This is a genomic window from Thermosipho atlanticus DSM 15807 (assembly GCF_900129985.1).
Taxonomy (GTDB): domain Bacteria; phylum Thermotogota; class Thermotogae; order Thermotogales; family Fervidobacteriaceae; genus Thermosipho_A; species Thermosipho_A atlanticus.
Map to the genome: position 1 here is coordinate 193891 of NZ_FQXN01000001.1, position 13417 is coordinate 207307.

General features: G+C 30.6%; 15 protein-coding genes and 1 other RNA gene. 15 read left to right on the forward strand and 1 reads right to left on the reverse strand.

The window, feature by feature from the left end; genetic code table 11:
• The 14 genes from BUB65_RS01055 (at window position 1) to BUB65_RS01120 (ending at window position 12448) form a co-directional block, all read left to right on the forward strand.
• Complete coding sequence (locus BUB65_RS01055) at window positions 1-255, forward strand: MreC domain-containing protein (protein ID WP_073071195.1); 255 nt, start codon at window positions 1-3, stop codon at window positions 253-255.
• Entirely contained in the window at window positions 236-502 is a 267-nt protein-coding gene (locus BUB65_RS01060; protein ID WP_073071197.1) for a cell division protein ZapA, read from the forward strand. The genes BUB65_RS01055 and BUB65_RS01060 overlap by 20 nt, the downstream gene beginning before the upstream one ends.
• A complete protein-coding gene (gene murI, locus BUB65_RS01065; protein WP_073071200.1) occupies window positions 483-1280 on the forward strand; it encodes a glutamate racemase in 798 nt (265 codons plus the stop codon). The genes BUB65_RS01060 and murI overlap by 20 nt, the downstream gene beginning before the upstream one ends.
• Window positions 1237-2076: an RNase adapter RapZ gene (rapZ, locus tag BUB65_RS01070; protein ID WP_073071202.1), complete on the forward strand. Its 840-nt coding sequence runs from the start codon at window positions 1237-1239 to the stop codon at window positions 2074-2076. The genes murI and rapZ overlap by 44 nt, the downstream gene beginning before the upstream one ends.
• Window position 2077: 1 nt before the next feature.
• Window positions 2078-3019, forward strand: a complete 942-nt coding sequence (locus tag BUB65_RS01075; RefSeq protein WP_073071204.1) for a gluconeogenesis factor YvcK family protein — start codon at window positions 2078-2080, stop codon at window positions 3017-3019.
• A 4-nt stretch (window positions 3020-3023) separates the two neighbouring features.
• A complete protein-coding gene (whiA, locus tag BUB65_RS01080) occupies window positions 3024-3947 on the forward strand; it encodes a DNA-binding protein WhiA (RefSeq protein WP_073071206.1) in 924 nt (307 codons plus the stop codon).
• Complete coding sequence (nrdR, locus tag BUB65_RS01085) at window positions 3944-4399, forward strand: transcriptional regulator NrdR (protein WP_073071208.1); 456 nt, start codon at window positions 3944-3946, stop codon at window positions 4397-4399. Before whiA ends, nrdR begins: the two co-directional genes overlap by 4 nt.
• Window positions 4400-4419: 20 nt before the next feature.
• A complete protein-coding gene (greA, locus tag BUB65_RS01090) occupies window positions 4420-4890 on the forward strand; it encodes a transcription elongation factor GreA (RefSeq protein ID WP_073071210.1) in 471 nt (156 codons plus the stop codon).
• Window positions 4891-4904: 14 nt separating this feature from the next.
• Complete coding sequence (gene lysS, locus BUB65_RS01095) at window positions 4905-6416, forward strand: lysine--tRNA ligase (RefSeq protein WP_073071212.1); 1512 nt, start codon at window positions 4905-4907, stop codon at window positions 6414-6416.
• On the forward strand, window positions 6413-8050 hold the full coding sequence (locus BUB65_RS01100; protein ID WP_073071214.1) for a peptidyl-prolyl cis-trans isomerase: 1638 nt from the start codon (window positions 6413-6415) through the stop codon (window positions 8048-8050). The genes lysS and BUB65_RS01100 overlap by 4 nt, the downstream gene beginning before the upstream one ends.
• Window positions 8051-8147: 97 nt before the next feature.
• Window positions 8148-8399 (forward strand): S4 domain-containing protein, encoded by a 252-nt coding sequence (locus BUB65_RS01105; RefSeq protein ID WP_073071216.1) that lies wholly within the window; start codon window positions 8148-8150, stop codon window positions 8397-8399.
• On the forward strand, window positions 8383-9327 hold the full coding sequence (locus tag BUB65_RS01110) for a GAF domain-containing protein (RefSeq protein WP_073071219.1): 945 nt from the start codon (window positions 8383-8385) through the stop codon (window positions 9325-9327). Before BUB65_RS01105 ends, BUB65_RS01110 begins: the two co-directional genes overlap by 17 nt.
• Complete coding sequence (locus BUB65_RS01115; protein ID WP_073071222.1) at window positions 9300-10715, forward strand: GGDEF domain-containing protein; 1416 nt, start codon at window positions 9300-9302, stop codon at window positions 10713-10715. Before BUB65_RS01110 ends, BUB65_RS01115 begins: the two co-directional genes overlap by 28 nt.
• A complete protein-coding gene (locus BUB65_RS01120) occupies window positions 10712-12448 on the forward strand; it encodes an ABC transporter ATP-binding protein (RefSeq protein ID WP_073071224.1) in 1737 nt (578 codons plus the stop codon). The genes BUB65_RS01115 and BUB65_RS01120 overlap by 4 nt, the downstream gene beginning before the upstream one ends.
• Window positions 12449-12455: 7 nt before the next feature.
• On the opposite strand, the gene ffs is transcribed toward BUB65_RS01120, so the two are convergent.
• Window positions 12456-12718, reverse strand: an RNA gene (ffs, locus tag BUB65_RS01125) — signal recognition particle sRNA large type.
• 90 nt (window positions 12719-12808) lie between these two features.
• On the opposite strand from ffs, the gene BUB65_RS01130 reads away from it, so the two are divergent.
• On the forward strand, window positions 12809-13408 hold the full coding sequence (locus tag BUB65_RS01130; RefSeq protein WP_073071226.1) for a hypothetical protein: 600 nt from the start codon (window positions 12809-12811) through the stop codon (window positions 13406-13408).
• The last annotated feature ends 9 nt before the right edge of the window (window positions 13409-13417 follow it).

The window sequence follows — 13417 nt, forward strand, 5'->3', positions numbered from 1 at the left end:
ATGGAAGAGAAAATTAGGGAATTAGAAAATGTTATTGAGGAGGTATTGAAGAAGTACGAAGAATTAAAAAAGGAAAACAAAGAGCTTTGGAAGGAGCTAAACGCGACTATTGAAAGGGCTAATCATCTAGAACAGGAAAAGAGGGAATTAGAAGAGCTTTTAAGACAAAATGAAGGAACAATTGAGAACTTGCTGGGTAAAGTAAAAAATCTTTTAGGTACCGTATCTGAGATAAATGGCGAAGAAAATATTTAATCTAGGGCTGCGTAAATTTGTTGTTGAAAGTGACAGCAGTAATGAAGTTTTAGATTATATAGAGAATAGACTAGCACAGTTGAATAATAAATATAGTTATCTTTCATCAATTGATGAAAGGTTTCTTGCTATTATCTGTGAAATTTTGGAGAAAGAATATGGGACGAAATTAACAATTGAACAACTTTTAAAAAAATTACGGAATATTACTACTGGAGGAAGTTCACTTGAAGATAGGTCTATTTGACTCAGGAATTGGTGGAATCTCCGTATTAAAAAAACTTACATATTTAAATGGAGCTCATTACATTTATATTGCTGACACAGAAAGAGCTCCGTATGGTATAAAAACTCCAGAAACGCTGGAAAGTTTTGTTTATCAGTTTATTGACTTTTTTGAAAGAAAAAATGTTGATGAGGTATTTGCTGCATGTAACACTACTGATTCAATTATTATAGAAAAGGAATTAAAATTTAATATTAAGTATCATAGCATTGTAAAAGCAGGGGTCAATGCGAGTAAGTCTTGGAAGGTAGGTGTTATTGGTACAAATGTAACTATTAAAAATGAGACTTATAAAAAACAATTGGAACGGCTAGAAAAAGAAGTTTTTCAGAAATCAGCTCAGTTATTTGTTTCATTAGTTGAAGAAGGGATCTTTTATGGCCGAATGGTTGAAGCTATTGCGAATTTTTATTTAAATTCATTTAGGAAAACTGGTATAGAAGAATTAATTTTAGGTTGCACTCACTTTCCATTTTTAAAAGGCATTATTTCCAGGGTTCTGCCCAAAGTTAAAATAATTGATCCAGCTGAGGAATTATCTAAAGAAATTTCGATTGACAGAAGTAAAAAACCTTTTGTTGAGTTTTATGTCACTGGGGATATAAAAGCGTTTGAGAGAAAGCTAAAAAGAATTAATTTTAGAGTACCACACGTTGTACACAGATTGGAAATCAGGAAGCTAAAGGTGATTGATAGTGAAAAACCTAATATTATTAACTGGGATGTCAGGAGCGGGTAAGTCAACAGCATTAGGTTTACTAGAAGATTTAGGTTTCTATTGTATAGATAATTTCCCGCCGGCATTAATCGATAAATTATTGCCGGTTTTGTCTATTAATATTGAGAAACTTGCTCTTGTGATTGATGCAAGAAGTGGTGAATTGAAAAAATTGAAAGAAGTTGTGGATTTTCTCAAACAAAAATATTCAAATAATTTGAAGATAATTTTTCTCACTGCTAAAAGAAATGTATTGATCAATAGATATGCTCTTACCAGAAGAAATCATCCTCTCCATAAAGAAGGGTTATCTCTAGAACAAGCTATAGAAAAAGAGAAAAGATATTTATCGCCTATCTTAGAAAAATCAGATATTATTATTGATACTTCCAATTTAAATCCTCATCAGTTAAGAGAAAAATTGAAAGTTATTTTGGAGGATTTATCATACCAGTTTAATGTGAGAATACTTAGTTTCGGATTTAAATATGGAATACCTTTAGATGTCGATTTTGTTTTTGATGTAAGATTTTTTCCAAATCCTTTTTATGTAAATGGATTAGAAGAAAAAAGTGGGAAAGATCCTGAAGTGAAAGAATTTTTGTACAATACTGATGGTGTAGAAGAATTTTTAAAGCTTTTGGAAAAAATTGTAGAGTTTGCGATAAATCGATACGAAAATGAGGGTAGAATGGAAATAAATATCGGAATTGGGTGTACAGGTGGCCAACATCGATCTGTGTTTTTTGCTGAGGAGCTTGGAAAAAGATTTTCAGGTAAATATAAAGTTAATGTTGAACACCGGGATGTGATTTAGAGTGAATGTTGTTGCAGTGGGGGGCGGAACAGGAATTTCCACACTTTTAAGAGGTTTAAAATATTTTGATGATATAGATTTAAAAGCTATTATTACAGTAACTGATGAAGGTGGAAGTTCAGGGATATTGAGAGCAGAATATCTAATTCCTCCTCCAGGAGATATCAGGAATAATTTAGTTGCACTTGCAAAAGACGAAGAAATTCTTGGAGAACTTTTTAATTTTAGATTTTCAGATGGGTTTCTTTCGGGGCACACAGTAGGGAATATTATTTTAACTGCTCTAACCAAAATCACTGGAAATTTTACAAAAGCTGTTGAATTAGCTTCAAAGGTTCTTGCAATAAAGGGTAAAGTAATACCTGTTTCAGAAGAATTAATTAGAGTGGTAGCTGAATATGAAGATGGTAGCATCGCGTATGGTGAAAAACAAATTCAGAAGATTAGGGGTAAGCAAGTAAAAAACTTCTATTTGGATAAAAATGATGTTATAATATCTAAAGATACAGAAAAAGCTTTATTAAATGCAGATATCATTATTTTCGGGCCTGGGAGTTTATATACAAGTATTATATCAAATATTATAGTTAGAGGCTTTGTCGATGCAATCCATAAAAATGAAAATGTTAAACTTGTTTATGTTTCGAATATTATGACTCAAGCAAGCGAGTCATATATGTTTTTGTTATCGGATCATATAAATGTAATAGAAAGTTATTTGAAAAGGAGATTTGACTTTATAATAGCAAATGATTCGGACTTTTCTGAGGAGATATTAGAAAGTTACCGAAAAGAATTATCAGAACCTGTAATAATTGATATTGAAGATAGTAGAATAGTAAAAGAAGATTTGGTTGAAGTATTAATTGATAAAGATGGAAGGAAAAAGGTACGACATAATCCAATCAGATTAGCTAGTATTATTATGGACTTAATTAGGTGAGAAAATGTTGTTTACTTATTCTGAAGATGTAAAAGGTGAATTATGTCAATTAGATATAAGTTCAATAGAAGAAGCCAAATCGGAAATTTCGGGTTATTTGAAAGCAAGAGGGATAATCACGAAAACATCGAGTGATGTTTTCATTAACCTTGAGGTTGGATTTATACCTGCAGCTAGAAGAATAATGAACCTTTTAAGTACAATAGGGGTCGATAAAAAAAAGCTTACAATGATAAAGAACAAATTGAAAAGGAAAAGAGTCCAGATTTTTATACCAATATCTATTTTAGAAAAGCTTTCTATTTCACCTTTAGAAATTCCACGTTATATATTTGAAGATATTAGTTTTTTTGCAGGTTTTTTAAGAGGAGTATTTGTAGCTAGCGGTTCTTTGACAGATCCAGTAAAAAGTTATCATTTGGAAATAGTTTCTCATAGCGAGGAGTTGTTGTATACGATTGATGAACAACTTTTCGAAATATTAGGAGTGAAAGGTAAGATAATTAAGTTAAATTATAATTACAGATATTATTTAAAAAAATCGAGAGATATCATAGAAATTCTTTATTTTGTAGGTGCTCAGCGTGCAGCAGACAAGATGGAAAAAATAGTAAGTTCTAGAGAAATTAAAGGAGATTTTAATAGATCGATGAATTTTTTAACTGCTAATGCACGGAAGGTTGGGGAAAGTAATGCAAGGCAGATAAAATTGATAAAAGAAATAATAGACAAGTACGGTTTGGAAACGTTGCCTGAAGAATTGCGGAATATAGCAATAGCAAGGTTAGAAAATGAGGACCTTAGTTTATCAGACTTAGGAAAATTATTTGATCCTCCACTTTCAAAGACGATGGTTTATAATCGTTTGAGAAAAATATATAAAATATATAAAAATCTTGAACAGAAAAATTGGAGTGATAAATCATGAAATGTCCGTATTGCGGTTTTGAAGAAACAAGAGTTCTTGATTCAAGAGTTGATTCCTCAGGCTTTACTGTTAGAAGAAGGAGAGAATGTTTAAAATGTAAAGGAAGATTTACAACTTACGAGAGATATGAATTTGGTCCAATTTTTGTTATAAAGAAGGATGGAAGAAGGGAAAAATTTGATAGGGAAAAAATATTAAAAGGTATTATGAAAGCTTGCGAAAAGACACCAGTTTCTTTGGAAGACATGGAAAAAGCTGTTGATACAATTGTTAATATTCTTCAAAAGTCAGGTAATTTGGAAGTTTCAAGTACTGAGATAGGAAAATTAGTTATGGAACAACTAAAAGGATTGAATGAGGTTGCTTATGTGAGATTTGCGTCAGTATACAAAGATTTTAGAGAGATTGATCAATTTCTTGAAGTTGTTAAAGAGTTAAAAAATGAAAAATAATATACATTGGAGGTGCTGAAATGGCAAAAGAGACGATATATCTTACAAAGGAAGGGTATGAAAAATTAAAAAAAGAGTTGGATACTTTAAAACAGAAACTCATGTTTGAAATTGCAGAAAGAATAAAAGAAGCTAGAGAGTTAGGAGATCTTTCTGAAAATTCTGAGTATCAAGAAGCAAAAAATGAGCAAGGGAGAATTGCGGCTAGAGTTAATGAATTAGAGAATATGCTTTCGAAAGCGGAAGTGATAGAAAGTTTGGGTACAAATTCAGTTAATATAGGAAATTGGGTAATTATTAAAAATTTAGATACGAATGAAGAAAAGAAGATTCAAATAGTTACCCCACATGAAGCAGATGTTTTTCAAAATAAAATCAGTATTGAATCTCCGCTAGGTAGAGCTTTGGTTGGGAAAAAAGTTGGTGAAATTGTAAAGATTAAAGCGCCAAATGGTGCTTTTAAATATGAAATTTTAGGTATTCAGATTTAACAGGAGGGATAGAATTGCTTAAAGAATTTAGGGAACAGAGGATACAGATGATAAAGAAACTCAGAGAATTGGGAGTGAATCCTTATCCATATAGTTTTGACAAAACGCATAGTAGTATGGATATCAAAGAAAAATTTTCGGCTTTAAATCCTGGAGAAATTGCTGAGGATTCTTTTGTTTCGGTTGCAGGAAGAATAATGTCTTTGAGGGAGCATGGAAAAAGTGCATTTTTCCATATTAAAGATTTTGAAGGTAGAATACAAGCATATATAAGAAAAGATATGGTAGGAGATGAAAGATATAAATTTTTTAAAGAATTTATTTCAATTGGAGATATTGTTGGCGTTAGAGGAAATATTTTTAAAAGTAGAACGGGTGAAGTTACTGTTTTAGTTAAGGAAATTGAGCTCCTAAATAAGCCTTTGAGACCGATGCCAGAAAAATGGCATGGAATAAAAGATAAGGAAGTACTTTATAGGCAAAGGTATGTTGACATGATTGCCAATGATGATACTTTAAAAAGATTTAAAACTAGATTTGAAATTATAAAACTTATTAGAGAGTTTTTAAACTCAAAAGGTTTTATTGAAGTTGAAACACCTGTCTTAGAATATGTAACTGGTGGAGCATCTGCAAGACCATTCGAGACACATTTAAATGTCTTTGATATTGACATGTATCTTAGAATAGCCACTGAATTATATCTTAAAAGGTTTGTAGTAGGTGGATTTGAGAAAGTATATGAACTTGGTAAAAATTTTAGAAATGAAGGTTTATCTTATAAGCATCACCCTGAATTTACATCAATTGAAATTTATCAGGCATATGCAGATTATGAAGATATGATGAATCTGACAGAAGAGTTAATAACTTTTGTAGTTGAGAAATTGTTTGGAACTACTAAAATAAATTATCAAGGTGTAGAGATTGACTTTACAAGGCCGTGGCGTAGGGTGAAAATGAGAGATTTTATACATGAAAATCTTGGGGTTGATATTTTAGAAGACACAAACGAAAAAATGATAGAAGTTTTAAAAGAACATGAAGTAGAAGTTGAAATTAAAGACAGAGGACATTTAATTGAAAAATTGTGGGATCTTGTTGAAGATAAAGTATTGCAGCCAACATTTTTACTTGAACATCCAGTTGAGATCTCACCTCTTGCTAAGAGGCATAGAGAAGACCCAAGAGTTACGGAAAGATTTGAACTTATTATTTTTGGTAGGGAGATGGCTAATGCTTTTAGTGAGTTAAATGATCCAATTGACCAATATGAAAGATTTTTGAAACAAGTTGAATTAAGAGAAGCTGGAGATGAAGAAGCACAAATGATGGATTTGGATTTTATAAGGGCTTTAGAATATGGAATGCCTCCGACGGGAGGCTTAGGCATAGGTATAGATAGATTGGTAATGTTGTTAACAAATTCACCAAGTATACGTGATGTTATTGCATTTCCTCTAGTTAGACCCATATCATTTGAAGAGGAAGAAAAGGAAAACGAAAGGGGAGTTGATGAAAGATGAGAAAATGGTTTGAAAAAGCACATGGTGCAATTATTTGGACAATTGCTTTTGCTTTTGTAGCGGGAATTGTTATTTGGTCACTTATGTCATATTTTTCTACCAGAAGAAATTCTGAGGAATATAAATATAGTTTGAGTGATTCTGTGGCATATTTAACGAAAGATGGAACTGCTTTGAGTTCTGAATATTGGATTTTCCCGTGGGATATAGAAAATTCATATGGTCAAGCTTTATCATATTATCAGATTACAGAGGTTGATCCTATTTTTGAAGAACCATTGATAAAAGCATCATTACTTTCAGATCTAATTAATACTAAAGTGATTCTTTACTATGCAGAAATTAATGATATTTCACCAACTGATGAAGAGATAAAATCTGAACTTGATAAGCAGTTAGAACAAATAAATGCGAATGAAAAATTGAAGAATTACATAAATCAAAAGTATGGTAGTGTACAAAAATATTTGGATTCTATAAAACCTGATGTTGAAAAATATTTGACTATTTCAAAAGTAAAAAATTTGTTAGGTGTTGTTAGTGATGAAGAAATAAAAAAATATTACAACGAAAATAAAGAAGATTTGAAAGCAAAATATGATAGTGCTAATGTGGATTATGTATATTTTAGTTCTCCTGCTAGCGCTAATGAATTTATTAGTAGTGCTATGGAGAAAGGATTTTATCAGGCAGCTACAGATGCAAGTTTAAATGTTCAAAATGTGGCAGAGTTTAAGAGAGGAATATTAGATAAGAACATTGAAGAAACCATTTTTGAAAGTTCGAATACAATGGTAGGTCCCGTGCCAATTGGTAACAGTCTTTTTGTTTTTAATGTGAAAGACGTGAAAACGGTTGATACTTACGAAAAATTCGTACTCTCAAAGGGTTATCAAGAAGTACTTTCTACATTAAAAGACAAGAAATTTAATTCGGCAATTCAAGAATTTAAAGAAAATAATAATATTTCATTTGAAATTATTGATCCAATTTATAAAGTATGGTATAACGTACTCCATAATTCAGGTAAAGATTTAATACAAGTTTACAAAGAAATTCAGGAGCAAATTTTTGATGATACAAGTTTGAAAGTAGGAGTTCCTGTTGAGATTAAATCGGCTTTTGTAACACTTGTAGAGAAAATGAAACATGCTACAGAAGTTACTCAAGATCCTAATTTGAACAAGGTTTTAAAAGATGCAGAGAAGGAAGCAAATATGGTTGTTGAAAATATTTACGAGGAGTATCCTGATTCGTTTGTGGCCGTAGAGAAAATGAAAAACCTTCATCCAGATAGGATAGATGTAAGCTTTAAATATTACTCAAGACTTTATTCAAAGATAAAGCCGTATCTTGAGTATGGAATGATGCAAAGTGTTATGAATGATTTTATTGATTTATATAGTGGTCTAAGTACACTTGCTGATGCTACTGATATTAGTTTAGATATGAAGGCAGAAGTTCTGTATGATTTGTATGAAATAAATAAAATTTTAAAAGATGCAACTACCGCAAGTGAATATCTCGAAAGATTAAAAGAGGCCACACCAGATTATATGGATTATGACTCAGCATTTTCTGAACTCAAATTTATGTTGACAAATGAATCTACTACAAGTAATACAAATCAGTAAGCATATAATTAATCTGTGTTTTTTAAGGTGACCGTTAAAGGTCACCTTTTTATTAGCATAACAAACAAAATGTGATATAATTTTTGAGGTGATAGATATGAGACTTGATAAATATTTGAAGACAACACGGCTAATAAAAAGAAGAACAATTGCGCAACAATTGGCCAAAAACAACAGAATTTTTCGAAATGGTTATTCATTGAAACCATCTACTGAGATAAGGCCAGGAGATGAATTAGAAATTTTTTATGGTTCGAGATATTTAAAAATACGAGTTGTTGATGAAAAAAGATATGAGATTTTAGAAGACAAAAAATTTTGGGGGGATAACAATGAGAAATTTGATTGAAAACCATATTGAAGAGTTTGCTGAGATTTTGAGATATGATAAATTATTGTGGCCTAAAGTATGGAAACAATTAAAAAAAAGATTTTCTCCAATTCTTGATGAATTAGAAAAAAGCATTGGTGAAGTTAAATTTAGTGATATAGAAAGAAGAGAGTTGGATAGGTTCATCCAAAATTTCAATGAGTTTATTAAGGTAAGAAAAGAAAAGCTTGCGGAACGAATACGAAAAAATTCTCGTGAATTTGAACTTTATAAAGAAGATTTTATTATTTTTCTTGGGTTTGCTCCAACAGAGTTTGACTTTGACTGGATTGTTGTAAAAGGGAAAAAGGAAAATGTAATATTTTTAAATGTGTTTTCTATATGGAAAAGAGGAGAGCTAGATAACTTAGAAGATGTGATTTATCAATCAGTAGTTCATTATAGGCATAGTGAGAAGAAAGGTATTTATTACAATAAGGAAAAAATCTTTGAAGCTGTATTGGTTAAATTAAAATCAATTTCAAAAAATGAACCGAAGGTATTTATGAAAAACGTATGTGATCTTTTGTATAATAAAATTCCCTATTATGATTGGGTAGGATTTTACATGCTTAATGATGAAAATTTGTTAGAATTAGAAGAATTTACCGGAGAACCTACGGAGCATGTAAAAATTCCTGTAGGAAAAGGTATTTGTGGTCAAGCTGTTGAGAAAATGGCTACTTTTATAGTTCAAGATGTTTCAAAGGAAACAAATTATTTAGCATGTAGTCCCAAAGTGAAAAGTGAGATTGTAGTTCCCATTTTTCTTGGAAAAGAAATTATAGGTGAAATAGATATTGATAGTCATTATATTGCTCCATTTGATGAAAGAGATGAAAAATTTTTGAAAAAAATCTGTGAAGAGGTTTCCAAAATATGGAAAATGAATTTGAACGAAGAGTAAAAATAGCTTATTTAGATAGTTTTTTATTATATATATTACAGCAAATTAAAGATTCCTCTAAAATTAGTTTCAAACTATTTGTATCCAGAAATCATTCAGAGGTTCCAGAGAATTTATATAGGGCTTGGAAAATCTCCAGATATTACTTGAAAAAAGAGGATATTGTTTTTGTTGATGATATAAATCAACAAAAGTTGTTGTTAAATATTGATGGTGAAACTTATGAATTTACATATAAAATCTTAACGAAAAATCTAAAAGGTTTTATTTTCGAATTGTATAATACTTTACCTCAAAAAATTCAAAAATTTTTGTTTAAACATTTTTATGATGGGTTAAAAGTTGCATATCTTTTAAAAAATGCCTCCATAGTTTTAAATTATGCTTTAAGCACAAACTTTAATTTAGAAACAATGATTTATGCTATTTTAACCGGAATAACTGCAGGTTATTCTGGGGCATTTAATAGGTGTTTTATGTTTTTGAAAAAGAATGATTACTATGTTTTTTATAAAGGATTGGGTCCTAATGATGAAAAAGAAGCACATGAAATTTGGGAAGCAATTGAAACTATTGAATATTCAATAGAAGATTTTTTAAGAAATATTTCGGACGATTTTACTACGAGTTTGGAAAAAGAGTTCAAGGATGTAAAAATTAGAGAAAAGACTTTGAAGAGTTTCTTGGATTATTCAAAAGATATTGAATCTCGAAAAATTAAATTTGAAGTAATACCAAAAGAAATAAAAGATAAATTGAAAATCACTACAGATATAGCAATAATCCCTTTAAAGATTAAAGGTAAAATAAATGGATTTTTAATTGCTGATAATAAGTTTGATAAAAAGCCGATTGATAAGTACCAAATGCTAGCATTTGATTTTTTTGGAAAGCAATTATCAACTTTTCTTGAAAATACAGAGTTTTTGATTGAATTAAGTCAAAAAGCCTTTACTGATGCTTTAACAGGGCTTGAAAATAGAAGATCGTTAGATCAGTATTTACAAACTAATAGTAGAAAAAGTGTGGTAATTTTTATTGATTTAGATAAATTTAAATCTATAAATGATACAAAAGGTCATAATTTTGGAGATCAGGTATTAAAAAGATTTGGAGAAATAATTAAAAGTAATATTAGAGAATGTGATAAAGCATTTAGGTATGGAGGGGACGAGTTTGTAATAATTTTAGATTCCAAGGATTTTAAAGTGGCTTTAAAAGTATTGGAAAGAATTAAAAAAGAAGCTTATCACAATTTAGGACTATCTTTTTCGGCTGGAGTTGTTTTAAGCAGTAATTTGGAGAAGGCAATTAAAGTGGCTGACAATTTGGTATATAATTCCAAAAAAAGTGGAAGTTTTGAGTTTTATGAAGGGGAGATTGAATGAAATTATTGTCTAGATTGTTGAAGTATGCCAAACCTTATATAGTGTTGTTTATTTTAGCAATAGCAATAGTTCTGTCGCTTACTTTTGTTACTTTACTTCCGCCACAGATTGTTAGAACAACCATTAACAATTATATTACTAATAACAGTCTACCACTTGATCAAAGATTTAAAGGTATTTTTAAAATGGCAATTTATTATTTGCTTTCCACAAGTGCTATTTTTGTTTTGGAATATTTTTCGATTTTTTTGACAACATATATTGGAGGAAAAATTGTATACGATATTAGGAATGATTTATTTAAGCATGTTTTGAGGTTACCCATGTCGTTTTTTGATAGACATCCTAGTGGGCAAATAACTACTAGAATTGCAAATGATACTCAGAATGTGATGGATTTTTTCACATCAGTAATTACTAGTATTGTTAATGATGTTTTTTTGTTATCAGGTGTAATAATAATGATGTTAAGGGTCAGTTCAAGTTTATTTGTCAATATTTCATTTGTATTTCCAGTTTTAATTATTGCAATGCTGTTGTTTAGATATTTTGATTTAAAAGCTTATAAGGCTGTAAGATCGAATATCTCTAGAGTAAATGCTTACCTTGCTGAACACATTGCTGGAATGCCTGTTGTAAAACTTTTTAATGCTGAAGAATATGAAAGTAAAGGATTTGATAGAGTCAATAAAGACTTGTATAAATCAAGAATTCAGCAAATGTATGTTTTTGCTATTTTTAGGCCGACTGTTAGTACACTTTATAGACTTGCTATTGCAGCTATTGTGTGGATGGGGGCAAATTATATTGCCAACAAAACCTTAAACTTCGGTGATTTGTATGCTTTTGTTGCATATTTAGAGTTATTCATGAGACCACTTGAAGATTTATCCGAAAAATATGACGTTATTCAAAATACTATTGCAAGTGCTGAAAAGATCTTTACTTTAATGGATGAGTCAGAAGAACATTTTGGAGACGAAGAAGGAAAGTCTAAGATAGAAAAAGGAGAAATCGAATTTAGAAATGTCTGGTTTAGATATACTGAGGAAAGATGGATTTTAAAAGATATAAATTTGCACTTTAAACCCGGAGAATTAATAGCAATAGTTGGTGAAACGGGAGCAGGAAAAACTTCTATTATGAATTTGATTAATGGAATGTATCGTCCTGAAAGGGGAAAGATATTGATTGATAATGTAGAGCTAGAAAAGTACAATATACATGAACTTAGAAAACAGGTTTCTGCGGTACCTCAAGATGTGGTTTTATTTACAGGGACTTTACTGGATAATGTGAGATTATTCCACGAAGAAATTGATGAAGAAGCAGTAAAAGAAGCTTTGAAAAAGGTTTATGTGTGGGATCTTATAGAAAGATTACCAAATGGACTTTATACGAAGATTATTGAAAGAGGGAAAGGAATTTCAGCTGGCGAAAGGCAATTAATAGCGTTAGCTAGATCAATTTTATTTGATGCAAAAGTATTTATATTAGATGAAGCAACTAGCAATATTGATGTGCAGACTGAAGAAAGGATTCAAAAAGCAGTAAGGGAACTTTCTAGAAATAAGACTGTTATTATGATTGCGCATAGATTAGCTACAGTAGTTAATGCCGATAGGATAATTGTTGTACACAATGGACAAATTGTAGAAGAAGGCACACATTTTTCTCTTATGAGAAAAAAGGGAATATATTATAAACTGTATGAAATACAGTTTGCAAAATAAAATGGTGCCGTGCACCCCTGCTTCGATCAATCAAGACCTGAGCGTTCCTTTGGTAAAGGCTCCAGCTGGGCACCCCTACGGCACACACTTGCCTGCTTAGGGCTGCTTCCTTCCGGACCTGACCCGGTTCGCAGGTAGTTGTTGCGTAGGACCCAGCCTTCAACACCCCACCAAAGGTCGTTTTCAGACCTTGACGACCTCGGCAGAGGATTTCAGCCCCGCTAGGTGGATTTCGGGTTCAGGGGACCACCAACCCCCCGCTTAGCACGGCACCAAAATTATTCTACCATCAATTTTCAAAAAGTCAAAAAAATTTTTTAATTCAATTAAAATTTGTTATAATATACGAGGGGTGAAAGATTGAAAGGCTGGCTAATAATATTCATCATAACTGTTTTAGTAATTGTAGGATTTTTTATAAATCTTAATTTGCCAAAAAAAATCTATTTAAAAGGTAATAGTTATATTGTTTCAAAGTTTATTGACTACTTAAACAAAAATGGAATTAATTTTAAATTGGTTGATGAAAAAAATGCAAGATATGTGATTGATTTTAACAATTTAAAAGTTTCTCTTTTTAATGGGTTGGATTTTCAAGTTAATTGGAAAGATGAAGATTTAAAGAAATGTCTCGAAAAATTTGAAGAATTTAATGGTTGTAAAATTTTAAGAAAAAATAACGAACTTAACTTATCTAATGTGTATTTTTACGAACACTTTACATTTTTTCTTAGTTGTGGTATAAATATTATAGTTAGTCCGAGTGCTATTGAGGGTCTCGAAAACTTCGTATATCAAACTTTTCTGAAAATAATAAAAGGTGATTATAGTGATTTCGAAAATGGCTTTCTTGTAACAGATATGTATGTTTATGTTTTAAATGATAAATTAGATTTAATAGGAATTTACGATCCAAAATTGGATGTTTTAAATGTAGTGATTGAAAAAAATATACAGTAAGAGAGGTGA

Excerpts from the sequence above, each read along its gene's own strand:
- BUB65_RS01105 (WP_073071216.1), top strand. The coding sequence starts at position 8,148 with ATGAGACTTGATAAATATTTGAAGACAACACGGCTAATAAAAAGAAGA.
- BUB65_RS01100 (WP_073071214.1), top strand. The coding sequence starts at position 6,413 with ATGAGAAAATGGTTTGAAAAAGCACATGGTGCAATTATTTGGACAATT.
- BUB65_RS01060 (WP_073071197.1), top strand. The coding sequence starts at position 236 with ATGGCGAAGAAAATATTTAATCTAGGGCTGCGTAAATTTGTTGTTGAA.
- BUB65_RS01055 (WP_073071195.1), top strand. The coding sequence starts at position 1 with ATGGAAGAGAAAATTAGGGAATTAGAAAATGTTATTGAGGAGGTATTG.
- whiA (WP_073071206.1), top strand. The coding sequence starts at position 3,024 with ATGTTGTTTACTTATTCTGAAGATGTAAAAGGTGAATTATGTCAATTA.
- BUB65_RS01115 (WP_073071222.1), top strand. The coding sequence starts at position 9,300 with ATGGAAAATGAATTTGAACGAAGAGTAAAAATAGCTTATTTAGATAGT.
- nrdR (WP_073071208.1), top strand. The coding sequence starts at position 3,944 with ATGAAATGTCCGTATTGCGGTTTTGAAGAAACAAGAGTTCTTGATTCA.
- BUB65_RS01120 (WP_073071224.1), top strand. The coding sequence starts at position 10,712 with ATGAAATTATTGTCTAGATTGTTGAAGTATGCCAAACCTTATATAGTG.
- greA (WP_073071210.1), top strand. The coding sequence starts at position 4,420 with ATGGCAAAAGAGACGATATATCTTACAAAGGAAGGGTATGAAAAATTA.
- BUB65_RS01110 (WP_073071219.1), top strand. The coding sequence starts at position 8,383 with ATGAGAAATTTGATTGAAAACCATATTGAAGAGTTTGCTGAGATTTTG.